22 protein-coding genes are annotated in these 22,613 nt (G+C 71.5%); 10 read left to right on the plus strand and 12 right to left on the minus strand.

Going from position 1 to position 22,613, the window contains the following annotated elements; genetic code table 11:
* Nucleotides 1-71: 71 nt before the first annotated feature.
* A complete protein-coding gene (locus IG84_RS0115225) occupies nucleotides 72-1,121 on the plus strand; it encodes a DUF3027 domain-containing protein (protein WP_031056494.1) in 1,050 nt (349 codons plus the stop codon).
* Between the two features lie 353 nt (nucleotides 1,122-1,474).
* On the plus strand, nucleotides 1,475-4,657 hold the full coding sequence (locus IG84_RS0115230; RefSeq protein WP_245659363.1) for a sacsin N-terminal ATP-binding-like domain-containing protein: 3,183 nt from the start codon (nucleotides 1,475-1,477) through the stop codon (nucleotides 4,655-4,657).
* 11 nt (nucleotides 4,658-4,668) lie between these two features.
* Here the strand turns inward: IG84_RS0115230 and IG84_RS0115235 are convergent, their stop codons facing one another.
* Nucleotides 4,669-7,080: an HAD-IC family P-type ATPase gene (locus IG84_RS0115235; protein ID WP_031056498.1), complete on the minus strand. Its 2,412-nt coding sequence runs from the start codon at nucleotides 7,078-7,080 to the stop codon at nucleotides 4,669-4,671.
* A gap of 41 nt (nucleotides 7,081-7,121) precedes the next feature.
* Nucleotides 7,122-7,400, minus strand: a complete 279-nt coding sequence (locus IG84_RS0115240; RefSeq protein WP_031056501.1) for a DUF2530 domain-containing protein — start codon at nucleotides 7,398-7,400, stop codon at nucleotides 7,122-7,124.
* Nucleotides 7,401-7,642: 242 nt separating this feature from the next.
* Here IG84_RS0115240 and IG84_RS0115245 point away from each other — a divergent pair, with 242 nt between their 5' ends.
* Nucleotides 7,643-9,115: an NCS2 family permease gene (locus IG84_RS0115245; RefSeq protein WP_031056505.1), complete on the plus strand. Its 1,473-nt coding sequence runs from the start codon at nucleotides 7,643-7,645 to the stop codon at nucleotides 9,113-9,115.
* A 15-nt stretch (nucleotides 9,116-9,130) separates the two neighbouring features.
* Here the strand turns inward: IG84_RS0115245 and IG84_RS39860 are convergent, their stop codons facing one another.
* The gene (locus IG84_RS39860; protein ID WP_031056507.1) at nucleotides 9,131-9,319 is read right to left on the minus strand and encodes a hypothetical protein; all 189 of its coding nucleotides are present in this window, start codon (nucleotides 9,317-9,319) and stop codon (nucleotides 9,131-9,133) included.
* Nucleotides 9,320-9,461: 142 nt separating this feature from the next.
* Here IG84_RS39860 and IG84_RS0115255 point away from each other — a divergent pair, with 142 nt between their 5' ends.
* The 3 genes from IG84_RS0115255 to thpR all read left to right on the plus strand — a co-directional run bounded on the left by IG84_RS0115255 (nucleotide 9,462) and on the right by thpR (nucleotide 12,118).
* The gene (locus tag IG84_RS0115255) at nucleotides 9,462-9,899 is read left to right on the plus strand and encodes a MarR family winged helix-turn-helix transcriptional regulator (protein WP_031056509.1); all 438 of its coding nucleotides are present in this window, start codon (nucleotides 9,462-9,464) and stop codon (nucleotides 9,897-9,899) included.
* A 116-nt stretch (nucleotides 9,900-10,015) separates the two neighbouring features.
* Nucleotides 10,016-11,431, plus strand: coding sequence for an MFS transporter (locus IG84_RS0115260; protein ID WP_031056511.1), 1,416 nt, complete (start codon nucleotides 10,016-10,018; stop codon nucleotides 11,429-11,431).
* Between the two features lie 108 nt (nucleotides 11,432-11,539).
* The gene (gene thpR, locus IG84_RS0115265; RefSeq protein ID WP_031056513.1) at nucleotides 11,540-12,118 is read left to right on the plus strand and encodes an RNA 2',3'-cyclic phosphodiesterase; all 579 of its coding nucleotides are present in this window, start codon (nucleotides 11,540-11,542) and stop codon (nucleotides 12,116-12,118) included.
* A gap of 146 nt (nucleotides 12,119-12,264) precedes the next feature.
* On the opposite strand, the gene IG84_RS0115275 is transcribed toward thpR, so the two are convergent.
* The 3 genes from IG84_RS0115275 to IG84_RS0115285 are packed head-to-tail and all read right to left on the minus strand — an operon-like array spanning nucleotide 12,265 to nucleotide 15,736.
* On the minus strand, nucleotides 12,265-13,101 hold the full coding sequence (locus IG84_RS0115275; RefSeq protein WP_037800329.1) for an HpcH/HpaI aldolase/citrate lyase family protein: 837 nt from the start codon (nucleotides 13,099-13,101) through the stop codon (nucleotides 12,265-12,267).
* Between the two features lie 59 nt (nucleotides 13,102-13,160).
* The gene (locus tag IG84_RS0115280; RefSeq protein ID WP_031056519.1) at nucleotides 13,161-14,450 is read right to left on the minus strand and encodes an SLC13 family permease; all 1,290 of its coding nucleotides are present in this window, start codon (nucleotides 14,448-14,450) and stop codon (nucleotides 13,161-13,163) included.
* Nucleotides 14,435-15,736 (minus strand): CaiB/BaiF CoA transferase family protein, encoded by a 1,302-nt coding sequence (locus tag IG84_RS0115285; RefSeq protein WP_078648843.1) that lies wholly within the window; start codon nucleotides 15,734-15,736, stop codon nucleotides 14,435-14,437. Before IG84_RS0115285 ends, IG84_RS0115280 begins: the two co-directional genes overlap by 16 nt.
* Nucleotides 15,737-15,850: 114 nt before the next feature.
* On the opposite strand from IG84_RS0115285, the gene IG84_RS0115290 reads away from it, so the two are divergent.
* Together IG84_RS0115290 and IG84_RS0115295 are read left to right on the plus strand one after the other, a co-directional pair.
* On the plus strand, nucleotides 15,851-16,744 hold the full coding sequence (locus tag IG84_RS0115290) for a LysR family transcriptional regulator (RefSeq protein WP_037800330.1): 894 nt from the start codon (nucleotides 15,851-15,853) through the stop codon (nucleotides 16,742-16,744).
* 56 nt (nucleotides 16,745-16,800) lie between these two features.
* Nucleotides 16,801-17,394, plus strand: a complete 594-nt coding sequence (locus IG84_RS0115295) for a MaoC family dehydratase (protein ID WP_031056527.1) — start codon at nucleotides 16,801-16,803, stop codon at nucleotides 17,392-17,394.
* Between the two features lie 15 nt (nucleotides 17,395-17,409).
* Here the strand turns inward: IG84_RS0115295 and IG84_RS0115300 are convergent, their stop codons facing one another.
* Genes IG84_RS0115300 through IG84_RS0115310 form a run of 3 tightly spaced genes read right to left on the minus strand, consistent with a single transcriptional unit; the run spans nucleotide 17,410 to nucleotide 19,369 of the window.
* The gene (locus tag IG84_RS0115300; protein ID WP_031056530.1) at nucleotides 17,410-18,408 is read right to left on the minus strand and encodes an aldo/keto reductase; all 999 of its coding nucleotides are present in this window, start codon (nucleotides 18,406-18,408) and stop codon (nucleotides 17,410-17,412) included.
* Nucleotides 18,390-18,596 (minus strand): DUF397 domain-containing protein, encoded by a 207-nt coding sequence (locus tag IG84_RS37995; protein WP_037800332.1) that lies wholly within the window; start codon nucleotides 18,594-18,596, stop codon nucleotides 18,390-18,392. The genes IG84_RS0115300 and IG84_RS37995 overlap by 19 nt, the downstream gene beginning before the upstream one ends.
* Nucleotides 18,593-19,369: a helix-turn-helix domain-containing protein gene (locus IG84_RS0115310; RefSeq protein WP_031056532.1), complete on the minus strand. Its 777-nt coding sequence runs from the start codon at nucleotides 19,367-19,369 to the stop codon at nucleotides 18,593-18,595. Before IG84_RS0115310 ends, IG84_RS37995 begins: the two co-directional genes overlap by 4 nt.
* Nucleotides 19,370-19,489: 120 nt before the next feature.
* Here IG84_RS0115310 and IG84_RS0115315 point away from each other — a divergent pair, with 120 nt between their 5' ends.
* Entirely contained in the window at nucleotides 19,490-19,900 is a 411-nt protein-coding gene (locus IG84_RS0115315; protein WP_031056535.1) for a hypothetical protein, read from the plus strand.
* A gap of 54 nt (nucleotides 19,901-19,954) precedes the next feature.
* On the opposite strand, the gene IG84_RS0115320 is transcribed toward IG84_RS0115315, so the two are convergent.
* The 3 genes from IG84_RS0115320 to IG84_RS0115330 all read right to left on the minus strand — a co-directional run bounded on the left by IG84_RS0115320 (nucleotide 19,955) and on the right by IG84_RS0115330 (nucleotide 21,446).
* The gene (locus IG84_RS0115320; protein ID WP_031056537.1) at nucleotides 19,955-20,179 is read right to left on the minus strand and encodes a helix-turn-helix domain-containing protein; all 225 of its coding nucleotides are present in this window, start codon (nucleotides 20,177-20,179) and stop codon (nucleotides 19,955-19,957) included.
* Entirely contained in the window at nucleotides 20,179-20,676 is a 498-nt protein-coding gene (locus IG84_RS0115325) for a DUF2975 domain-containing protein (RefSeq protein ID WP_031056539.1), read from the minus strand. The genes IG84_RS0115320 and IG84_RS0115325 overlap by 1 nt, the downstream gene beginning before the upstream one ends.
* An 83-nt stretch (nucleotides 20,677-20,759) precedes the next feature.
* Nucleotides 20,760-21,446 (minus strand): GDSL-type esterase/lipase family protein, encoded by a 687-nt coding sequence (locus tag IG84_RS0115330; protein ID WP_031056541.1) that lies wholly within the window; start codon nucleotides 21,444-21,446, stop codon nucleotides 20,760-20,762.
* A 90-nt stretch (nucleotides 21,447-21,536) separates the two neighbouring features.
* Here IG84_RS0115330 and IG84_RS0115335 point away from each other — a divergent pair, with 90 nt between their 5' ends.
* Nucleotides 21,537-22,565: a lactonase family protein gene (locus tag IG84_RS0115335; protein ID WP_031056543.1), complete on the plus strand. Its 1,029-nt coding sequence runs from the start codon at nucleotides 21,537-21,539 to the stop codon at nucleotides 22,563-22,565.
* The last annotated feature ends 48 nt before the right edge of the window (nucleotides 22,566-22,613 follow it).

Here is a 22,613-nt window from a genome sequence, read left to right on the forward strand (position 1 = left end):
ATCAGGACGGCTCCGGCCGGCGCGCTCGTGAGACGGCGTGGAAGAGAGAATCGATTCTTGTGAGTGCTGCGATGCGAAGCCGTACGCCCGACCGCCTCTGCGCCGAGGCCGTCGAACTCGCCCGTGAGGCGGCCGAGGAGGCCGCCCTGCCGGGCATGGTCGGTGAGCACGTCGACGCCGTGGCCGACGGGGACCGCGTTGTCACCCATTTGTTCGAATGCAGGGAGCCGGGTTACCGCGGCTGGCGCTGGGCCGTGACGGTCGCCCGCGCCTCCCGGGCCAAGGTCGTCACCCTCGACGAGTCGGTGCTGCTGCCCGGGCCCGACGCGCTGCTGGCCCCGGAGTGGGTGCCGTGGAGCGAGCGGCTGCGCCCCGGCGACATGGGCCCGGGCGACCTGCTGCCCACGGAGGCGGACGACCTGCGGCTGGAGCCCGGGTTCGCCGCCGACGAGAACTTCGGCGACAACGGCGGCGTGGGCGTGTCGCCGGTCGCGCCCGGCTCGTCGGACGCCGCGGCGGCCGGCCCGAGCGCGGCGGACCTCGTGGACGCGGCACGGGCCGCGCAGCGGGGCGACGGGGCCGCGGACACCACGCGGGCCGACGAGGCCGCCGAGGCGGCCAGGGGCCCGCTCGCTGAGCTGGCCGAGGCCGAGGACGCGGACGTGATCGCCGGTACCCCGGCGCACCAGGCGACGGCACCGGCCCGCGGCAGCATCGCCGCGGTCGCCGAGGAGCTGGGCATGGGCCGCGCCCGGGTGCTCTCCCGGTACGGCCTGCACACCGCGGCCGACCGCTGGGAGGAGGCGTACGGCGCCAAGACCCCGATGGCCCAGGCTGCCCCCGCCGCCTGCATGAGCTGCGGCTTCCTCGTACCGCTCGCCGGCTCGCTGCGGCAGGCGTTCGGCGTCTGTGCCAACGAGTTCTCCCCGGCGGACGGCCGGGTCGTGTCGCTGGCGTACGGCTGCGGCGGGCACTCCGAGGCCGCCGTGATGCCGAAGCCGCCGCGCCCGGCGCCGCCGGTCATCGACGAGACGGTCGTCGAGCCGATGCCGCTGCGTCCGGACCGCACGAGCGGCTCGGTCTCCGAGGGCGAGCCGGCCGAGGAGCTCGGCCACAGCTGATATCCGGCCGAAGAGCTCGGCCACAGCTGATACCCGGCCGAGGAGCTCGGCCACAGCTGATACCCGGCCGAGGAGCTCGGCCACAGCCAGTACCGGCCGGGGGGCTCGGCCACCGCTGAGCTCCCGCGGCCACCGCACCACGGCTGACGCCTGCCGGGCCCGGTTTGCGACCCGGCCGGATCGGCGTGTCGTACCCCGGCCGGATCCGGGGCACCCGAGGCGGAAGAATGACACGTGAAGCCGCCGCTGGGCGGGAAGCTGTGTGCGAGGGAGCAGTCGTGAGCCGTAGGGCGACCGTCCGGAACCCCGACGATGGTGCGGATCCCTTCGGAGCCGCGCGATTGCGGCGGGGTGTGCTGGACGCCTGGGCCGGCTCCCCGGCCAGGTTCCGGGAGGACGCCAACGCCGAGGAGGACCTCGCGCTCGGCGGCTACCGCGACCGGCTCGTGGTCGAGCTGGCGCAGAACGCGGCGGACGCGGCGGCCCGCGCCGGTGTCCCCGGGCGGCTGCGGCTGACGCTCCACCCCGGCGACGGCGGCGAGCACGCGGTCCTGGTGGCGTCCAACACCGGCGCTCCGCTGGACGCCTCGGGCGTCGAATCGCTCGCCACCCTGCGCGCCTCCGCCAAGCGGGACAGCGACGCGTCGAGCGGCGCGGTCGGCCGCTTCGGCGTGGGCTTCGCCGCCGTACTGGCGGTGAGCGACGAGCCGGCGGTGGTCGGGCGGACCGGCGGGGTGCGCTGGTCGCTGGCCGAGGCGCGCGCCATGACCATGGACGTCGCGGCCCACAGCCCGGGTCTGGGCAGCGAACTGCGGCGCCGCGAAGGCCACGTACCGCTGCTGCGGCTGCCGCTGCCCGCCGAGGGCACGGCGCCGGAGGGGTACGACACCGCGGTGGTGCTGCCGCTGCGGGACGGCGCCGCCGAGGACCTGACGAGCCGTCTGCTGGCGGCCGTCGACGACGCCCTGCTGCTGACCCTGCCGGGGCTGGCCGAGGTCGTGATCGAGACTCCGGAGGGCGTACGGGAGCTGCGGCGCGGCGCCGACGGCCCGTACGTCGTCGTCGAGGACAGCGCCCGCGGCACGGCGCGGTGGCGGGTGGCCACCGACGGCGGCCCGCTGGAGCCCGCGCTGCTGGCCGACCGCCCCGTCGAGGAGCGGCTGCGGCCCGCCTGGTCGGTGACCTGGGCGGTGCCGGTGGACGCGGAGGGCGAGCCGGTCCCCCCGGCCACCGCGCCCGTCGTGCACGCGCCGACCCCCACGGACGAGCCGCTCGGCCTGCCCGCGCTGCTCATCGCCTCGTTCCCGCTGGAGCCGACCCGCCGCCATGTCGCGCCGGGCCCGCTCGCCGACTTCCTCGCCGAGCGCGCCGCCGACACCTACGCCACGCTGCTGCGCGACTGGGAGCCGGTCTCCGTCGGGACCATCGACCTGGTGCCCGGCCCGCTGGGCAAGGGCGGCCTGGACGGCGAGCTGCGCCGCATCGTGCTGGAGCGGCTGCCCCGGGTGCCGTTCCTGCCCAGCGCCGGGACGGGCGCCGCGCTGCGCCGGGAGGCCGACCGCGCGCTCGGCACGTGGCCGGAGGCCGACGAGCCGGCGGGCACCGAGCCCGAGGGCCCGTACGTGCTGCGCCCCGTCGAGGCCGAGCTGGCCGAGGGCGCGGGCGCCGAGACCGTCGCCGTACTGGCCGAGCTCTTCCCCAGCCTGCTGCCCGCGGGCCTGGAGCGGCGGCCCGAGCTGCGCGCGCTGGGCGTGGCCCGGGTGCCGCTGGGCGAGGTCATCGACCGGCTGGCCGGAGTGGAGCGCACGCCGTCCTGGTGGCGGCGGCTGTACGAGTCGCTGGCCGGTACCGACCCGGACCGGCTCAGCGGCCTGCCCGTGCCGCTCGCGGACGGCCGGACGACGATCGGCCCCCGCCAGGTCCTGCTGCCGGTCCGCGAGGACCGGCCGGACACGGAGGCCCGCCACCGCACCCTCGCCCGGCTCGGCCTGAAGGTCGCGCACCCGGACGCGGTGCACCCGCTGCTGGAGAAGCTGGGCGCGGTGCCCGCCACGCCGCGCGCGGTACTGAAAACCCCTCAGGTACGCGCCGCGGTCGCGCATTCCCTGGACGCGGCCGAGGACGAGTACGACGTCTTCGACGAGGACACGGCGGACGGTCCCGGCGGCGCCCTCAGCGGCGAGGAGCTGGCCGAGGCCGTGCTCGGGCTGGTCCGCGACGCCGGCCTCGCGCCGGGCGACGAGCCGTGGCTGGGCGCGCTGGCGCTGCCCGACGAGGACGGCGAGCCGGCCCCGGCCGGGGAGCTGGTCTATCCGGGCAGCGCGTTCGAGCAGGTCATCCGGTCCGGCGAACTGGCCTGCGTGGACGAGGAGCTGGCGGCCCGCTGGGGCGAGCAGCCGCTCACCGCGGTGGGCGTGCTCGCCGACTTCGCGCTGGTCCGCGCCCAGGACGTGGTCCTGGACCCGGACGAGCTGGAGCCCCGCGACGGCGACTTCGCCGAGCCCGACGACGTCGGCCTGCTGGACGCGGTCGACGTGTGGTGCGAGGACGTCCTCGACGGGCTGCCCGAGACGCCCGTACCGCCGGTCGCCACCGAGATCGTCGCCGTCCGCGACCTCGATCTGGTCGACGACGACGCCTGGCCGCAGGTGCTGGCCATGCTGTCGCGGCCGCCGCTGCGCGACGCGCTGACCGCCCCGGTCCGCGTACTGCTCCCGGACGGCACGACCGAGTCGGTACGCCCGTACGCGGCGTGGTGGCTGCGCGGTCACCCCGTGCTCGACGGCCGGCGGCCCGCCGGACTGCGCTCCGCGGGCGGCGACCCGCTGCTCGCGGGCCTGTACGAGGCGGCGGACGCCGGTGACGTGGACGCGCAGGTGCTGCGCGCGCTGGGCGTGCGGACCTCGGTCGCGGCCCTCCTGGACGAGCCGGGCGGCGCCGCCGAGCTGCTCGCCCGGCTGGCCGACGAGGACGCCGAGGTGACGGCCGCTCAGCTCCACGCGCTGTACGGCGAGCTGGCCGGGCTGGACCCCGAACAGGTGACGCTGCCGGACGAGCTGCGGGCCGTGGCCGGGGACGCGGTGCGCGTGGTGGACGCGGCCGACGCGGTCATCGCGGACGCGCCCGACCTGCTGCCGCTCGCCGGGGAGCTGCCGCTGCTGCCGGTGAGCCCCGCGCGCGCCGCGTCTCTGGCCGAGCTGCTCCAGGTACGGCGGCTGAGCGAGGAGTTCCCCGCGGAAGTACGCAGCGAGGGCACGGTACGCGAGGTGCCGGAGGCGGTACGCGCGCTGCTCGGCCCGGACACGCCCGGTACGTACGTCGAGCACGACGAACTGCTGGTGACCACGGACACCGGGGACAGCGAGCTGGACTGGCGGCGCGCCGCCGACGGCACGGTGCACGCGGCCACGTTCGAGGGCGTGGCGGCCGGGCTGGCCTGGTCCACCGGCCAGTGGCCGCGCCGCTTCGAGGTGGCGGCCCTGCTGGAGGACCCGACGCGCACGGAGGAGCTGGCCCGGGCCCGCTGGTTCGACTGAGCGCCTGACCGTCAGCCAGGGGTCCGCCGGCTCACCCACCGCCAGGTGAGCTCCAGTGCCGCCGCGGCGGCCGCCGCCATCGCGACGGCCGTCCACGGCATTGCCGTACCGACCAGCCTGAGCTGGAAGAACGACTGCAGCCACGGGATCACGAGGACGACGAGGAAGCCCGCGCCCATCGCCAGGACCAGGCCGATCCGCCACCAGGTGTAGGGCCGGGCGATGATCGCCAGTACCCAGAGCGCGGTCAGGAACAGCGTCAGCGTCGCCACGCTGGTCTCGGACCGCAGTGCGCCAGGCCCGGAGTAGTGGCTCCGGGCCAGCAGGTACATCGCGAACGCCGCGGCCCCGGTGATCAGTCCGGAGGGGATCGCGTACCGCATGACGCGCCTTACGAAGTGCGGGCGCGCCCGTTCCTTGTTGGGCGCCAGGGCCAGGAAGAAGGCCGGTACGCCGATCGTCAGCGTGGACAGCAGCGTCAGATGGCGCGGCAGGTACGGGTAGGGGATCTGCCAGCAGGCGACGAGCAGCGCGAGCAGGACGGAGTAGACCGTCTTGGTGAGGAAGAGCGTCGCGACGCGGGTGATGTTGCCGATGACGCGGCGGCCCTCGGCGACGACCGCGGGCAGCGCGGCGAAGCTGTTGTCCAGCAGCACGATCTGGGCGACGGCCCGGGTCGCCTCGGAGCCGGAGCCCATCGCGACGCCGATGTCGGCGTCCTTCAAGGCCAGGACGTCGTTCACGCCGTCGCCGGTCATCGCGACGTGGTGGCCGCGCGACTGAAGGGCCGTCACCATGGACCGCTTCTGCTGGGGCGTGACCCGGCCGAAGACCGTACCGTCCTCCAGCGCCCCGGCCAGCGCCTCCGGTTCGGCGGGCAGCCGGCGCGCGTCCACCGGGTGCTGCGCGCCCGGCAGGCCCAGTCCGGCGGCGACCGCGCCGACCGAGACCGCGTTGTCGCCGGAGAGCACCTTCGTACGGACCCGCTGCTCGGCGAAGTACCGCAGGGTGTCGGGGGCGTCCGCGCGCAGCCGCTGCGCCAGGACGACCAGCGCGGTGGGCGTGAGGTGCTCGGTCACGGCGGGGTCGGCCGGCTCGCGTTCCGCGCGGGCCAGCAGGAGGACGCGCAGGCCACGGGAGTTGAGGTCGTCCGTCTCGGCGAACGTGCCGTCGCCGTCCGGGAGCAGCACATCCGGGGCGCCGAGCAGCCAGGTCGAGCTCTCGCCGTCGGGCCCGTTGAGGGACGCGCCGCTGTACTTGCGGGCGGAGGAGAAGGGCAGCGACTCCGTGCAGCGCCAGCCGTCGTCCGCCGGGTAGGCGTCGATGACCGCCTGCAGCGAGGCGTTCGGCCGCGGGTCGCACTCGCCGAGCGCGCCGAGCACCTGCCGTACGTACTCCTCGTCGGCGCCGTGCAGCGGCCGCAGCTCGCTGACGTCCATGCCGCCCTCGGTCAGCGTCCCGGTCTTGTCCAGGCAGACCACGTCCACGCGGGCCAGGCCCTCGATGGCGGGCAGCTCCTGGACCAGGCACTGCCGGCGGCCGAGCCGGATGACGCCGATGGCGAAGGCGACCGAGGTGAGCAGCACCAGGCCCTCGGGGATCATCGGGACGATGCCGGCGACCATCCGGCGGACCGCGTCGTCACCGGCCATGTTCAGCGTGAACAGGTGGCTGAGGACGAGGCCGACGGCCGTCGGAACCATCATCCAGGTGACGTACTTCAGGATCATGCTGATGCCGCTGCGCAGCTCGGAGTCGACGAGGGTGAAGCGGGACGCCTCCTCGGCGAGCTGCGCCGCGTAGGCCGCGCGGCCGACCTTCGTGGCGGTGAAGGCGCCGCCGCCCGCGACCACGAAGCTGCCGGAGAGCACCGGGTCGCCGGGCCGCTTCAGTACCGGGTCGGCCTCGCCGGTGAGCAGCGACTCGTCGACCTCCAGCCCGTCCGCCTCGGCCACCTCGCCGTCGACGATGACCTTGTCGCCGGGGCCCAGCTCGATGAGGTCGCCGAGGACGACCTCGGAGGAGTGCACCTCGGTGGCCGTGCCGTCGCGGCGTACGGTCGGCCGGGACTCGCCGACGACGGCGAGCCGGTCCAGTGTCCGCTTGGCGCGCAGCTCCTGGATGATGCCGATGCCGGTGTTGGCGACGATGACGAAGCCGAAGAGGCCGTCCTGGATCGGGCCGATGACCAGGATGACCGCGAAGAGGGCGCCGATGAGGGCGTTGAAGCGGGTGAGGACGTTCGCGCGGACGATGTCGGCGGTGGACCGCGAGGACCGTACCGGAACGTCGTTGACCTCGCCGCGGGTCACCCGCTCCGCGACCTCGGCGGCGGTCAGCCCGCCGTGGGCGCGCGCGGGCGCCGTCGCGGAGTACTCGGTTGCGGACTGTGGGGGCTGTGGGGGCTGCGCCCGTTCCGTCATGCGTCCGACGCTACGGGCCGGACGCCCGGATCACCCGGCTATCAGGCGTCCGGTGTGGCCGCGGCGGCGGTGCGCTTGGCCGCGTCCCGCTTGATGGCCGCGTCGCGCTTGCGGACGTACCAGACGCCGAGCAGCCCGAGGAGGCCGCCGGCCAGGCAGGTCCACACCCACCACGTCTGCCCGCGGCCGGCGAACCAGCCGTAGAAGGGGAGCTGCGCCAGGAAGAGGACGAACCAGATGACGGTGCCGCCGGTGATGGTGGCGACGACGGGCCCCTCCAGAGGAGCGGGTGCCTCGCGCAGTTCGGACTTCTTCCACATACGGGCAAGCTTACGGCGGCCCGCCGACCACCTGTGTGCGGCACCTCCGCGATCCCCTGCGCCCCAGTCGCCACAAGGGTCTACGCGCGGAGATAGCGATCAACGTTTTGTTGTTTCATACTGAACCTTTCCGGATCTGACCGGTTTCTGTCGTCTGATAGAACAAAGCTGATCCGATCGTTGTGTGGTCCGACCCCGGGCCGCCGCGCCCCACCAGGCCCGTACACCTGAGGTCCTCACCGATGCCCACCCCGGCCCCCACCCAGGCCGACGCCGATTCCCCGTCCGGCGCCACGCCCGAGCCCAAGAACGGTCTCGACCGGTTCTTCCAGATCTCCGCACGCCGCTCCACGGTCTCCCGTGAGGTGCGCGGCGGCCTGGCCACCTTCTTCGCGATGGCCTACATCGTGATCCTGAACCCGATCATCCTGGCCGGCGGCCAGGACATGCACGGGCACCACCTGGACAACGCCCAGCTCGTCACGGCCACCGCCCTGATGGCGGGCCTGACCACCGTCCTGATGGGCGTCATCGGCAACGTCCCGATCGCGCTCGCCGCCGGCCTCGGCATCAACGCGCTGGTCTCGCTCCAGCTCGCGCCCAAGATGACCTGGCCGGACGCGATGGGCATGGTCGTCTGGGCCGGCATCGTGCTGATGATCCTGGTCGCCTCGGGCCTGCGGCAGCGCGTCATGGACGCCATCCCCAACGGGCTGCGGCGCGCGATCGCGATCGGTATCGGCCTGTTCATCACCATGATCGGCCTGGTCGACTCCGGCTTCGTCTCGCGCAACCCGGACTCCGCGCACACCACCGTGCCGCTCGGCCTCGGCACCGGCGGCCAGCTCCAGGGCTGGCCGGTGCTGGTCTTCGTCCTCGGCCTGGCGCTGATGTTCATCCTGACCGTCCGGAAGACCAAGGGCGCGATCCTCATCGGGATCGTCGCCATGACCGTCGTCGCGATCATCATCAACACCATCGCGGGCCTGCCGGACAGCGCCTGGGGCCTGGCCGTGCCGAAGATCCCGGACGCGATCGTCGGCACCCCGGACTTCTCCCTGGTCGGTCAGATCAGCCTCTTCGGCGGCTTCCAGAAGGTCGGCCTGCTGACCGGCTGCCTCTTCGTCTTCACCGTGCTGCTCTCCGGCTTCTTCGATGCGATGGGCACGATCATCGGCGTCGGCGAGGAGAGCGGGCTGGCCGACGAGAACGGCCAGCTCCCGCGCATGGGCCGGATCCTGATGATGGACGGCATCGGCGTCGCGGGCGGCGGCCTCGGCTCCTGCTCGGCCAACACTTGCTTTGTTGAATCCACGGCGGGTGTCGGCGAGGGCGCCCGTACGGGCCTGGCGAACGTGGTCACCGGCGGGCTCTTCCTGCTCACGCTGGTCGTCACCCCGCTCGCCACGGTCGTGCCGTCGCAGGCCGCGACCCCGGCCCTGGTCGTCGTCGGCTTCCTGATCATGGCGTCGAACGTCCGCGAGATCGACTGGAGCGACGCCACCGTCGGCATCCCGGCGTTCCTGACGATCGTCTCGATGCCCTTCACCTACAGCATCACCAACGGCATCGGCATCGGCGTCCTCGCCTTCATCCTGCTGCGGACCGCGACCGGCCGCTTCAAGGAGATCCCCTGGCTGCTGGACGTCGTCGGCCTCTGCTTCCTGGTGTACTTCCTGCTCAACCCGATCGAGCAGGCGCTGGGCCTGAAGTAGCGGCCGGAGGTTCCGTCATATCGGCGGAGCCGCATAGAAACGTTCCGTCTCCTCGACCGACGTCGCGAAGCGTTCGTCGAAGTCCTCGCGCATGAGCGTCCGGATCACGTAATCCTGGACGCTCATGCCGCGTTTGGCCGCGTGCCGTCCGATGCGCTCCAGAAGCTCACCGTCGATGCGCAGGCTGAGCACTCTCGATCCCATGCGGTCAACGCTCCTCGCAGGAGCGGCCCCACGGTGTCACTTTCCGGAAACAGCTCACTCGTTTGGGTGATGAGTGGCTGATGCAGGAAGACCGGTGACTCTCGACTTTCTTTAGTTAGGGTAATGAGTTACGCTAACAAACATGCCGGAACTGTCCCTCGGTGACGACGCTGCCGCCGTGAACGCGCTGCGGTCCGCCGTCATGCGCCTCTCCCGCCGGATCAAGCACCAGCGGGTCGATGAATCGCTCAGCCCCACCGAAATGTCGGTGCTGGGCACCCTCGCGCGCTGCGGCACCGCCACCCCCGGTGAGCTGGCCCGCAAGGAGCACGTCCAGCCGCCGTCGATGACCCGCATCGTGGCGATGCTCGAAGCCAAGGGACTGGTCCGGCTGGAGCCGCACCCCGACGACCGGCGCCAGAAGGTCGTCACGCAGACCGAGCAGGCGGAGGCGATGCTCGACGAGAGCCGCCGCCGGCGCAACGTCTGGCTGACCGAGCTGGTCTCCGGCCTGGACGAGGACGAGTGGGCCACGCTGCGGGCCGCCGCGCCCGTACTGGAAAAGCTCGCGCACCTGTAGCGCTTGTAGCCGCGCGCGTACGTACAGCGCGCGGCGAGCCGCCGATCCGGGGAGCGGACCACCGATGCCGAAGCCACCGACGCACAGCAACCGACCGCCGAGGAGGCGAACCCACTTTGAGTACGGGATCCGGAGCAGACTCCGCCCCCGCACCTGATCACGACAACGACGCGACCGGCGCGACCCACGCCGCCCCCGCGCCCCAGGCGCATGCCGCCGCGGCTGCCGCCAAGCCGCGCAAGGGCACCTTCAGCTCGCTGCGCATCCGCAACTACCGTCTCTTCGCGACCGGCCAGGTCGTCTCCAACACCGGCACCTGGATGCAGCGGATCGCCCAGGACTGGCTGGTACTGAGCCTGACCGGCTCCTCCGCCGCCGTCGGCATCACCACCGCCCTGCAGTTCCTCCCGATGCTGCTCTTCGGGCTGTACGGCGGTGTCATCGCCGACCGGCTGCCCAAGCGCAAGCTGCTCCTGCTCACCCAGTCCGCGATGGGCCTCACGGGACTCGCCCTCGCGGTACTGACCCTCACCGGACAGGTGCAGGTCTGGCACGTCTATCTCGTCGCCTTCCTGCTCGGCCTCGTCACGGTCGTCGACAATCCGGCGCGGCAGTCCTTCGTCTCCGAGATGGTCGGCCCCGACGACATACGGAACGCCGTCAGCCTGAACTCCGCGAACTTTCAGTCGGCCCGCCTGGTCGGCCCCGCCGTCGCCGGCGTGCTGATCACCGCCGTCGGCAGCGGCTGGGCCTTCATGCTCAACGGCCTGTCCTTCATCGCGCCGATCGTCGGCCTGCTCATGATGCGCCCCTCGGAACTGCACCAGGGCAAGGTCGTGCCGCGTGGCAAGGGCCAGCTCCGCGAGGGCCTGCGGTACGTGGCGGGCCGCCCCGACCTGATCTGGCCCATCGTGCTGGTCGGCTTCATCGGCACCTTCGGCTTCAACTTCCCGATCTGGCTGACCGCCTTCGTGGACAAGGTCTACGACTCGGGCGCCGGCACGTACGGCCTGCTCAACACGCTGATGGCGGCCGGTTCGCTGGCCGGCGCGCTGCTCGCCGCCCGGCGCGGCACGTCCCGCCTCCGGCTGCTGGTGGGCGCCGCCCTCGTCTTCGGCGTCCTGGAGATCGCGGCCTCGCTCGCCCCCACGTTCTGGCTGTACGCGGTGCTCCTGGTCCCGATCGGCATGTGCGGCCTGACGATCAACGTCACCGCGAATTCCAGCGTCCAGCTCGCGACCGACCCCGCGATGCGCGGCCGCGTGATGAGCCTGTTCATGATGGTCTTCATGGGCGGCACCCCGCTCGGCGCCCCGCTGGTCGGCTGGATCACCGACGCGTACGGCGCGCGTATCGGCTTCCTCTCGGGCGGAGCGATTTCCGCGCTTGCGGCGGTCGGCGTCGGCCTCTTCCTGGCCCGCGCGGGTGGCTTGCGCCTGAAGATCGATCTCCGGCGCGGTCACCGCCACCTCGCGTTCGTCCCCCGCGAGGGGGCCGGCGCCCGGCGGGACCGGGTCACTGCGGCGGCGTGACCGTCTGCGGCGCCGCGTGGGCCGATCGCGCAGTTCCCCGCGCCCCTGAAGGGGCGCGGGGAACTGCGCGAGCAACCACGACGTGTCCGCACACGCGAAAATGACCGCATGAGACTCTTCGCAGCGGTCCTGCCGCCACCCGCGGCGATCGACGACCTCGCCGCCGAGCTGGCCGCAGTGCGTCGGCTTCCCGAAGCGGAGCGCCTCCGCTGGACCGGTCACGACGGCTGGCACTTCACGCTCGCCTTCTACGGTGAGGTCGCCGAGGAGCTGCTTCCCGAGCTGCACACCCGGCTGGCCCGTGCGGCCCACCGGCACCCCCCGTTTCCGCTCCGCATCAGCGGCGGCGGCCGGTTCGATCACAAGGTGCTGTGGGCGGGCGCGGCCGGTGGTCGCGAGGCGATGCGGCACCTCGCGGATTCAACGGGGGCCGCGGCGCGCCGGGCCGGCGTGGACATGGACGAGCACCGCCGCTACACCCCGCACCTGACGCTGGCCCGCCACCGGGGCGACGACCGCGTGGACCTCGTGCCCTTCGTGGACGCGCTCGCGGAGTACGAGAGCGCGGAGTGGGAGGTGGCGGAGCTGGCCCTGGTACGCAGCAACCTCCCCACCTCCGGCGTCCCCGGGGAACAGCCCCGGTACGAGAAAGTGGCGAGCTGGCCCCTGGGCCACGCCGGGCGCTGACCGTGGTGGGCTACTGAGACCGGTACGGACGGAGTACTCCGGTACTGGCTGCGGGCCCGTCCGGCCGTCCGGTTACGCTCAAAGGGTGGATCCCAAGACCCGTAACCGGATCATGTCCGGCCTGCTCGCCGTGCTGCTGATCGTCGTCATCGTGGCGGCCGCCCTGCAGTGACGTGCGCCAGGGACAGCAGTGCGCGTGCCCATTGCAGGCGTGGCAGGTCGATCATTTGTCCGTCCACCTGGACAGCCGCCCCCTTGGCGTCGTCGGCGGCTTGAAGCACCCGTCGGGCCCACTGGACCTCTGCGGAGGACGGCTGCCAGGCGCGGTGCACCGTGGTGATCTGCCGCGGGTGGACGCACAATCTGCCGCCGAAGCCGAGGGCCCGGCTGCGCCGAGATGAGGCGGCAAGGCCCTGCTCGTCGTCAATCTGTGCGTGTACGCCGTCCAGCGGTGCCGGCAGCCCGGCCGCTCGTGACGCATTCACCAAGGCAGAGCGGGCCCAGGCCAGCTCCGGTTCCTCGGGGGAGGAGGCGATGACGCCGGTATCGAGGGCGTAGTCGATGCTGCCGAACAGGAGCCGGCTCACCCCGGGGACGTCGGCGATCGCCGCCACCTCGCGCAGTCCGAGCGCGCTCTCCACCAGCGCCAGCAGCGGCACTCCTGCCGGCAACCGATGGATCACCGAAGCCACCTGCCGCGCCGTCGAGCTCTTGGGCAGCACCACTCCGCGCAGCCTCCCGGCCTTGGCGAGCGCTGCGATGTCATCGGCGTGCCAGGGGGTGTCCGTGGCATTGACGCGGACAAAGCCGTGGTGTTCCGCCAGCCACGCCACTGCCTCCTTGCGTGCCTGCACTTTGGCGTCCGGGGCCACGGCGTCCTCCAGATCGATCAGGACGCCGTCCGCTCCGCTGGCCGCTGCCTTCGCGAAGCGCTCCGGCCGGTCGCCCGGGACGAAGAGCAAGGTGCGGGCCTCGCACTGCATCGCGGTTCCTTTCGTCCGAGAGGTCATATGGCTGACCCGGGAGGTCATCATTCGGGAGGTCATACGACTACGAAGACCAGCCAGGCGGTTACGGGCGCCAGTACGCACACGCCCGCGCCCCACCGCAGCAGCCCCCGGTACGTGGCGTTGCGAAGCCTCTCGGGTGCGTTGGCGATGACCAGCGCGCCGTTGGTGGAGAACGGGCTGGCGTCGACCACGGTCGCGGCCGAGGCCAAGGCGATCACCATGCCGGTGGTGCCGATGGTGCCTGAAGCGAGGAAGGGCACGGCCAGCGGCATGAGTGCGCCCAGGATGCCGGTGGTGGACGCGAAGGCGGAGACGACACCGCCGACGTAGCAGATGATCAGGGCCGCCAGCAGGGGCGCACCGACCGCCGCGATCATTTTGCCGAGCGAATCCACGATGCCCAGTTCCTGCAGCAGTGCGATGTAGGTGACGATCCCGCACACCAGCAGCACCACGGGCCAGGCGATCTCCTTGGCGGCCTGCTGGGCGGTACGCCGGAACAGCAGGGCCAGCAGTGCGGCCAGGGTGAGTGCCAGGAAGCCCGTGTCCAGGGAGAGCACCGTGGTGCCCAGGACCAGCGCGGCCATCCCGGCCAGCGTTGCCACCTGTTCGACTCCCAGGGACACAGGGGTGCTGCTGCTCTTCTCGTCGGTGGGGCCCGTGCCTTCCCTGTGGTCCGTACGGTCCATGCGGTCCGTACCGTCCCTGTGCGCCTCGTCCCCGGTTTTCCGGCGTCCGAAGACACACCAGGTGACCACTGCGACGGCGACGTTGAAGGCGAAGGTGCCGGCGAAGAGCTGCCCGCCGCCGACCTGCAGCCCGCTGTCTTGGAGGGCCGAGTTGACGATGCCGCCCAGAATGCCGGTGGGGGCGAAGCTGCCCGCCGCCGCGCCGTTGACCGCCATCAATCCGGCGTACAGCGGATCGATGTGGTGCCGCACGGCGAAGGTGATGCCGATCGGTGCGACGATCGCGACTGCCGCGGGCGAGGCCGCTCCGGTCGCACACAGCAGTGCGGCGACGGCGAAGAGCGCCCAGGGCACCACACCGGCGCGTTGGCCGGCCGCCCGCATCACCGCGTGGACCAGCCAGTCCACGGTGCCGTTGACCCGGGCGATGCCGAAGAGGAGCGTCACGGCGACCAGCACCACGAACATCTCGGCGGGAAAGCCGGCCAGCACTTCCTCGGGAGTGCGGCCGAGTCCGATGCAGCCCAGCAGGAACGTCGCCACCAGGGCGAGCACGCCCATGTTCAGCCCGCGCACGCTGGACAGCACAAAGACAGCAACGAGTACGAGCACGCCCGTCAGTTCTGTGGACATGGCGCGCTCCCGTCCCGCGTGCCGGCCTGCGAGGCGTCGAGCCACGCGAGGACGGACTCGGTGTGCTCGCCCAGCCCCGGCACCGGCCGCAGCCGCTGCGGGGTGCCGTCCTCACCATGGAAGGTGACCGGCGGGATCAGGCCCTCCAGCTCTCCGACGGGGCTGTCGAAGGACGCCCAGCGGCCCCGCTCACGCAGCTGGGGATGGTCGCTGAACTCCTCCATGCCGCGCTGCCGTGCGTAGGCGATCCTCGCCTCCTCGAGGCGGGTCACCAGCTCCTTCGCGGTGAGCCCGCCGGCCACGTCACGCACCAGCTTGTCCAGGTCGGCGCGGTGGGCGACGCGGTCCGCGTTGCCCGCGAAGCGGTTGTCGTCACACAGCTCCGGGCGGCGCAGGACGATCTCGCAGAAGGAAGCCCACTCGCGCTCGTTCTGCAGCCCCAGCACGATCGTTTTGCCGTCACGGGTGGCGAAGGGGCCGTACGGGGCGATCGTGGCGTGGCTCGCGCCGGTGCGGCCGGGTGCCGTGCCGCCGTAGCGCGTGAAGTACTCGGCGTACCCCATCCACTCCCCGAGCGCCTCCAGCATGGAGATCTCCAGCCGGGAGCCCTCCCCGGTGCGGGCCAGCTCGAGCAGAGCGGTGAGGATGCCGGAGTAGGCGTACATGCCGGCGCAGATGTCGGCGATGGACAGCCCCACCTTCGAGGGGGTGTCGGGGGTGCCGGTGATGGACAGGAGCCCGGCCTCGCTCTGGACCAGCAGGTCGTATGCCTTGCGGTCGCGGTAGCCACCGCTGCTGCCGTACCCGGAGATGTCGCAGGTGATCAGCCGCGGGTGGCTGAGAGCGAGCGCGTGATGGCCAATGCCGAGGCGGGCGGCCGCGCCCGGCGCGAGGTTCTGGACCAGCACGTCGGCCCGGTCGACCAGGGCGTGCAACTGCCGGTTGCCCTCCGGTGATCGGATGTCGAGCTCGACGCTCTCCTTGCCGCGGTTCAGCCATACGAAGTGGCTCGACATGCCCCGTACGGTGCGGTCGTAGCCACGGGCGAGATCGCCGCTGCCGGGGCGCTCGATCTTGATGACCCGCGCTCCCAGATCGGCGAGCTGGCGGGTGGCGAACGGCGCGGCGACGGCCTGTTCGAGCGACACCACGACGAGCCCGGCCAGCGGACCGGCCGCAGGGCCCAGGGCCCCGCCGGTCGCACGGTCAGTCGCGGGGCCGGGGGCAAGATGATGCTCAGGGGAGTGCTCGGATTGCTGGGAATGCGGGGAATGCGGCTCGGACATGGGGGTCCCTCCCACGGAGTCCTGATCGGCTGTGGGGCCACTTTCCGCCCGTGTCGAGCCGTTGTGAAATGACGAATTCCCGACCGGTCCATGCGCAAGACGTATAGTCCGAGCATGGAGATCCGGGAGCTGCAGTGGTTCGCGGCCTTGGCCGAACATGAGCACGTCACGCTCGTATCCGAGCGGCTGAACATCTCGCAGCCGACGCTGTCCCGGGCCATCCGGCGGCTGGAGCACCGCGTGGGCGTGCCCTTGTTCGACCGCCACCAGAACCGGCTGCGCCTCAACAAGTACGGCGAGGTCTTCCGTGCCCACGCCCTGCGCGCCATCGCCGAGATCGAGGCGGCCGAGCAGCGCATCGCCACGTTGGTCGACCCGGATTCCGGCACGGTGGCACTCGGGTTCCTGCACTCGTACGGCACCTGGCTGGTGCCCGAACTTCTCGCCGAGTACCGCGCCATCGCCCCGCACACCACGTTCGAGCTGCGCGGCGACGCCGCCGACACGGTGGTCGACGACGTCCGGCACGGCCGACTGGACCTGGGCCTGACCAGCCCGCGTCCCGCCGGGGACGAGCTCGAATGGACGCCACTGCGGGACGAACCGCTCTGCCTTCTGGTCCCGGCGGGGCACCGGCTGGCCGAGCGGCGCCGGGTGAGGACCGCAGAGCTGGCCGAGGAGAGCTTCGTGGCCCTGCGGCCGGTCTTCGGGCTGCGCCAGATCGCCGACCGGCTGTGCACAGCCGCGGGATTCATCCCCCGGGTCACCCTGGAAAGCACCGAGCTGAGCACCCTGCGCTCCTTGGTCGCGGCCGGCCTCGGCGTCGCGATCGTGCCGATCACCGGTAGTCCGGTCGACCGCCGGGGTCCCGTGGTCGCCGTGCCACTCAGCGACCCGGGGGCGATGCGCACCGTCGGCATGGTCGCGCCGGCCTCGGGCTCTCGCTCGCCCGTGGTCCGGCGCTTCCACGACTACGTGTGCTCCACTGCTCATGCACCGTATGCATGAGGTGGCGGAAAACTCGGCATTTCACAGCAGCCGCCACGGCTTCCAACAATGAGCCCATGACCACCGAGAGCCGCGTCAAAGACGATTCGCCCCGCCGGCCCGTTGAAGGCTGGACAGGCCGGTACTTCGAGGACTTCGCCGTCGGCGACGTCTACCGTCATCCGCTGGGACGCACGGTGCTGGAGACCGACAACTCCTGGATGACCCTGCTCACCCAGAACACGGCGCCGTTGCACTTCGACCGCCACTATTCCGCGGGCACCGCCTGGGGCAAGCCCCTGGTGGATTCCACCTTCACGCTGGCGCTGGTCACCGGGCAGAGCGTCACCGACATCTCCCAGCACGTGATGGCCAACCTGGGCTGGGACCGGGTCCGGCTGCCCAATCCGGTGTTCGAGGGCGACACGATCTACTCACAGTCCGAGGTGCTCAGCGCGCGCGAGTCGGCGAGCCGCCCGGACATCGGCATCATCACCGTGCGCACCGTCGGCTTCAACCAGACGGGCGTCATCGTCATCACCTTCGAGCGGACCCTCATGGTCTACCGCCGGGGCCACGGGCCGACCTTCGCCGCGGTGGAGCCCGTCTGGGACGAACGCGCCCGCAAGGCCGCCGGCCTGGACAGCAGGACAGCGGCCCCCGGCGCGTGAACCGAACCAGGACCGTTACCAGGCGAACGCCTCGGGGGACGGTCCGGGACCCGGGAAGATCTCGTCCAGAGCCGACAGCAGTTCCTCCGGGAGGGTCAGTTCCACTGCCCGGAGGGCCGACGCGAGCTGGTCCGTCGTGCGCGGCCCGACGATCGGCCCCGTCACGCCGGGCCGGGTGAGCAGCCACGCCAGCGCGACCTCGCCCGGCTCCAGTCCGTGCTTGGCCACGACGTCCTCGTACGCCTGGATCTGCGCCCGCGCGGTCGGGTCGGCGAGCGTGTCGGCGGCCCTCCCCGAGGTCGAGCGCGCCGCGCCGCCCTCGCGCTCCTTGCGGATGGCGCCGCCCAGCAGCCCGCCGTGCAGCGGTGACCACGGGATCACCCCGAGCCCGTAGCTCTCGGCCGCCGGGATGACCTCCATCTCGGCCCGCCGCTCGGCGAGGTTGTACAGACACTGCTCGCTGACCAGCCCGTACGAACCGCGGCGCGCGGCGGTCTCGTTGGCCTGCGCGATGTGCCAGCCCGCGTGGTTGGACGACCCCGCGTAGAGGATCTTCCCCTGCTGCACGAGGACGTCGATCGCCTGCCAGATCTCGTCCCAGGGCGTCGCGCGGTCCACGTGGTGGAACTGGTAGAGGTCGATGTAGTCCGTCCCCAGCCGCTTGAGGCTGGCGTCCACGGCCCGCCGGATGTTCACGGCGGACAGCTTGTCGTGGTTCGGCCACGCGGTGGCGCCGTCCGGCGCCATGTTCCCGTACACCTTGGTCGCCAGCACGACCTTGTCGCGCCGCCCGTCGCCCTTGGCGAACCAGGACCCGACGATCTCCTCGGTACGCCCCTTGTTCTCGCCCCAGCCGTACACATTGGCGGTGTCGAAGAAGTTGACGCCCGCACCCAGCGCGGCGTCCATGATCGTGTGACTGTCGGCCTCGTCGGTCTGCGGTCCGAAGTTCATCGTCCCGAGAACGAGCCGACTGACCTTGAGCCCCGTACGTCCTAGCTGCGTGTACTCCATGCCTCCACAGCCAACGCCTTGGAGTCCGCTCGAATCAAGTGAATGAACGCGGACCAGGAGTCGGGGGACGCGGTAACGCCGGGGCGAGTTATGTCTTTTGAGTCCCGGACGTGGACGATGGAGGGGGCGACGGCGACTTCAATGCACTCGCCCTGGTCGCCGCTGTAGCTGCTCTTGAACCAGTTCATAGTCCTCGTGCCACCTGTTCGATGAGTTCCGCGGAGTCTTCGGGGCTGAGAGCCTGAGCTCGCAGAATGCCATACCGTGCGAACAGATCGCCCAGGTCGGGCTGTTCGTCTACGAAAAAGCCTCCGCTCTGTCCTTCGACGTAGGCGAGCTGGCGCCGCTTGGCCGTCTCCAAGAGGATCATCGGGCCGTTCAGTCCCGCGTGTGTCTGCCGAGTGGGCGGCATCACCTGGATCTCGACGTTGCGGAGGCGAGCGATGTCCAGGATGTGGTGCAGCGCCTCCTTGAGCACGGACGGACCTCCCAGAGGGCGGGTGATGGCGATCTGCTCCAGAACAAAACTGATGACCGGCGCCGGTTCTCGGCGGATCAGCTTCTGGCGGTCCAGCCGTGTGGCGACCCTTGCGTCGACTTCGTCATCGCTCAGCGGAGGGCAGTGGCAGTTGAAGACCGCGTGTGCGTATGCGCCGGTCTGGAGCTGTCCCGGGATGACGTGATTCTGGTACGTGTGCAGGGCGACAGCTCCGGCCTCCTCCTCCGCGTACTCCTCGGTCCACGTCGGCAAGTGACTGACGTGCAATTGCTCAGCGGCCACCAGAAGCGCGCCCCGGGCGCCCACCGCATCGTCCGCCAGCGGGGCGAAGTCGCCCTTCGGGGGCCGGTCTCCCCGTTCCACCATGGCGACTTGGGATTTGGAGAACCCCAACCGCTTACCCAGCGCCTCCTGCGTCATCCCGGCCTGCTCCCGGTAGAACCGCAAGATCGCTCCGAACATCCGCGTATTGCCGGAGCCGTTTCCACTTCTGTGCACGGCACCCTCCCCTTGGTTCACGGCACTTCACCACTCCCGTGTGGCACTGGTCACAGTGAACTCACGCGCGGAAGGGTTCGGGTCATGAACCCGCGAATCTCACCCGATCTCGTACCGGCCTGGCTGCCCGCCTCAGGGCATGCACTCCGGTCCGTCGGCGTCCATTTCGACGCCATCCGCATCGCAGACTTCACCGGGGAGCAAGTCGCCTACGAAATCATGGCGTTCACCGACTTCCGGGCCGGTCCCATCGTGCGGACGGCCACCGGCGGGCGGTACTCGTACTTTCTGCTGCCGCCTAAGAGCGCCGCCGCGTACGTCTGGCCGGCCGGGGCGCGTGATCTCGGAAGGGGCGGCCGGGAGGCCGCATTCGTCGGGGTGCCCGCGCTGTACGGGAACACCTGGCCCCTGGCGTGGCGCTCCCTGCCGTGCGCCGAAGCACCCTTCGTGGAGCCGGGGTTGCTTCACGAGATGGTGCTGCGGGTGGCAGCGTGATCGCGCCGGTGCTGGGCGGCCTCGGCCCGGTTGCCGCGGCCTGGCATGGACCCGTTACCCGACGTCCCCGGCGTCGTCGGGCACCCAGCGCAGTACGTCACCGGGCTGGCAGCCGAGTGTGCGGCAGATCGCGTCGAGGGTCGTGAACCGCACCGCCTTCGCGCGGCCGTTCTTCAGTACGGCGAGGTTGGCGGGGGTGATGCCCACGGCTTCGGCGAACTCGCCGACCGACAGGCCGCGTTCGGCGAGCCGGAGGTCGAGGTCGACGATGATCGCCATCAGACCACCTCGGCGATCTCGGTCTGCAGGTCCGTCGCCTTGCGCAGGAGGTTGCGCATGACGACGACGAGCATCGCGAACGCTGCTCCCACGCCGACGGCCGCGATCGCCGCGGCCAGCGCGCTGATGACGTCCATGCCGTCGTCGGGGGAGGGGATCTCGGCCAGGCCGAGATGCGCGGCGACCCCGGCGGCCAGCAGTGTCGCCACGACCGAGGACCCGATGATGATGTCGACCCAGCGGAAGGCCCGTGGCGTGAAGATCGCATCGCGTTCGACCATGCTGAGCAGCATCCACACGGCGGCGAGCGCGACCTGTACGCAGGTGACACCGATGATCGCCACCGTCACGTAGGGCACGGCGAACGGGGCGTATGCAGGAAAGCGGTCGACCTCATCGGCCGCCGTCGTCGGGATGATCACGATCTGACCGAAGAGGCCGAAGAGGACCGCTACGGCTATGCCGGCCCGGAGTGCGGCGATGAAGAAGAAATGCATGTATCGATTGTCGATCGAAATCTATCGAAAAACAATAGGTGCCGTCCGGCCTGTCGATGGCTGGGCCATGGCCGGCCCACGGCTCAGGCCGCCGGTTCGTACGGGCCGCCCTCGTCCCAGCCCTGGTACATCGCGTCGGCGAAGGCGGCAGCGAGCAGGTGCTCGCCGGACGGCGACGGATGCGTGCCGTCGTACGTGTCGCGGTCCAGGGCGTAGTCCTCCGGGGGCGACGCGAGGAGCAGCGGTGAGGCCGGGGTGGAGAGGTCGGCGACCGTCTTCGCCAGGAGTTCGTTGAAGCGGTCGCACTGGGCGGCGAAGTCGGGGTCCCCGCTCGCCCGGACGTTGGGGATGACGGGCAGGAGTACGGCGCGCACGTGCGGCCGCACGGCGCGGGCCTCCGTCAGGAAGCGGCGGGCGTTCTCGGCGGTCTGGTCGGCGTCCGTGTAGAAGCCGAGGTCTATGAGGCCGAGGGAGATGAGCAGCGTGTCGGCCTTGTGCGCGCGGACGGCCTCGCCGATGAGCGGGGCCATGTGCAGCCAGCCCTCGCCCCAGCCGGCGAGATGGCGGCGGGCGCGTTCGGGAAAGCCGGGGTCGCCGTAGTCGTACGAGACGGGCTCGGCCGCCGCGATGTCGTACAGCGTGTCGCGCGGGCCGACGATGCGGTAGGGGCCGCCGTAGGTCCGGTTGAGGTGCTGCCACATGCGGTAACGCCAGGTGTAATCGCCGGCGGAGCCGATGGTCATGGAGTCGCCGACGAACATGATCCGCATCCGGCCATTTTCGCCGATCGCCGGCCCGGCCGGTACGTGACGCTGCCCACGCGCCACCGCGGACCACCGCGCTGATGGGAAGCTGGGGGCATGCGTTCGCTTCTGTGTGCGGCCGGTGCCGCGGGGATCCTGCTGGTGACGTCGGCCGCCACTGCCGTGGCCGCGCCCGCCGCCGACCCGGAACCGTTCACGATCAAGGATCAGCGGATCACCGAGTCCAGCGGGCTGGCCGCGAGCCGCGCGCATCCGGGCGTCTACTGGACGCACAACGACAGCGATGACGGACCGTACGTCTACGCCGTGGATTCCCGGACCGGGCGGACGGTGGCGACCGTCACGATGCGGGGTGTTGGCGATCCGCGCGACGTGGAGGCGATATCGGTCGGGTCGGACGGTGACCTGTACGTCGGCGACATCGGCGACAACCTCGACGGGTCCTGGGAACACGTCTGGATCTACCGCTTCCCGGAGCCGAAGCGGCTGCGCGACCAGACCGTGACGGCCACTCAGTACGACGTGAAGTACGCGGACGGGCCGCGGAACGCCGAGGCGATGATGGTCCATCCGAAGACCGGGCGGGTCTACGTCGTCTCGAAGAAGGAGGACGGGGGCGCCGCGCTGTACGCGGGACCCGAGCGGCTGAGCACGTCCGGGCCGAACGTCTTCCGGCGTGTCTCGGGCATCGACATGTGGGTCACCGACGGCGCGTTCTCGCCGGACGGCACGCGGCTGATGCTGCGCAGCTACTTCGGCGGGCGGATGTACCGCTGGCAGGACGGCCGGCCGAAGGACGACATCGGGAGCGTGGGCGTACCGATCCAGGGGCAGGGCGAGTCGGTCACGTTCACGCCGGACGGGCGGACGCTGATGTTCGGGTCGGAGGGGGCGGACAGCCGGGTCGAGCCGGTCGGGCTGAGCGGGAGACAGCTCCCGGAATCGGCGTCCGGGGACGGCTCCGCCACCCCGGGAGGCGGCGAAAAGAACGGCTCGGACGGTACCGGCGACTCCTCCGACTCCGGCGACTCCTCGGAGAAGAGCAGCCCGGCCGTCACCGGCGTCCTCGTCATCGGCCTGGCCATCGCAGCGGTACTCGCCCTCCGCCGCCGCGGCCGTCGCTGAGCCCGGAACGCGCAGGGGCCCCGGCGATCACCTCGCCGGGGCCCCTGC

It is taken from the genome of Streptomyces ochraceiscleroticus (genome assembly GCF_000720485.1).
In the GTDB taxonomy this organism is placed as follows: Bacteria; Actinomycetota; Actinomycetes; order Streptomycetales; family Streptomycetaceae; genus Streptomyces; species Streptomyces ochraceiscleroticus.

Bases quoted from the DNA above. Each gene is read 5' to 3' on its own strand.
- thpR (WP_031056513.1), top strand. From the start codon at position 11,540: ATGAGACTCTTCGCAGCGGTCCTGCCGCCACCCGCGGCGATCGACGAC.
- IG84_RS0115245 (WP_031056505.1), top strand. From the start codon at position 7,643: ATGCCCACCCCGGCCCCCACCCAGGCCGACGCCGATTCCCCGTCCGGC.
- IG84_RS0115280 (WP_031056519.1), bottom strand. From the start codon at position 14,450: ATGTCCACAGAACTGACGGGCGTGCTCGTACTCGTTGCTGTCTTTGTG.
- IG84_RS0115310 (WP_031056532.1), bottom strand. From the start codon at position 19,369: ATGTTCGGAGCGATCTTGCGGTTCTACCGGGAGCAGGCCGGGATGACG.
- IG84_RS0115325 (WP_031056539.1), bottom strand. From the start codon at position 20,676: ATGCATTTCTTCTTCATCGCCGCACTCCGGGCCGGCATAGCCGTAGCG.
- IG84_RS0115275 (WP_037800329.1), bottom strand. From the start codon at position 13,101: ATGCAGTGCGAGGCCCGCACCTTGCTCTTCGTCCCGGGCGACCGGCCG.
- IG84_RS0115290 (WP_037800330.1), top strand. From the start codon at position 15,851: ATGGAGATCCGGGAGCTGCAGTGGTTCGCGGCCTTGGCCGAACATGAG.
- IG84_RS0115255 (WP_031056509.1), top strand. From the start codon at position 9,462: ATGCCGGAACTGTCCCTCGGTGACGACGCTGCCGCCGTGAACGCGCTG.
- IG84_RS0115330 (WP_031056541.1), bottom strand. From the start codon at position 21,446: ATGCGGATCATGTTCGTCGGCGACTCCATGACCATCGGCTCCGCCGGC.
- IG84_RS0115235 (WP_031056498.1), bottom strand. From the start codon at position 7,080: ATGACGGAACGGGCGCAGCCCCCACAGCCCCCACAGTCCGCAACCGAG.
- IG84_RS0115225 (WP_031056494.1), top strand. From the start codon at position 72: ATGCGAAGCCGTACGCCCGACCGCCTCTGCGCCGAGGCCGTCGAACTC.
- IG84_RS0115285 (WP_078648843.1), bottom strand. From the start codon at position 15,736: ATGTCCGAGCCGCATTCCCCGCATTCCCAGCAATCCGAGCACTCCCCT.
- IG84_RS0115295 (WP_031056527.1), top strand. From the start codon at position 16,801: ATGACCACCGAGAGCCGCGTCAAAGACGATTCGCCCCGCCGGCCCGTT.
- IG84_RS0115300 (WP_031056530.1), bottom strand. From the start codon at position 18,408: ATGGAGTACACGCAGCTAGGACGTACGGGGCTCAAGGTCAGTCGGCTC.
- IG84_RS0115240 (WP_031056501.1), bottom strand. From the start codon at position 7,400: ATGTGGAAGAAGTCCGAACTGCGCGAGGCACCCGCTCCTCTGGAGGGG.
- IG84_RS0115315 (WP_031056535.1), top strand. From the start codon at position 19,490: ATGAACCCGCGAATCTCACCCGATCTCGTACCGGCCTGGCTGCCCGCC.
- IG84_RS37995 (WP_037800332.1), bottom strand. From the start codon at position 18,596: ATGAACTGGTTCAAGAGCAGCTACAGCGGCGACCAGGGCGAGTGCATT.
- IG84_RS39860 (WP_031056507.1), bottom strand. From the start codon at position 9,319: ATGGGATCGAGAGTGCTCAGCCTGCGCATCGACGGTGAGCTTCTGGAG.
- IG84_RS0115320 (WP_031056537.1), bottom strand. From the start codon at position 20,179: ATGGCGATCATCGTCGACCTCGACCTCCGGCTCGCCGAACGCGGCCTG.
- IG84_RS0115335 (WP_031056543.1), top strand. From the start codon at position 21,537: ATGCGTTCGCTTCTGTGTGCGGCCGGTGCCGCGGGGATCCTGCTGGTG.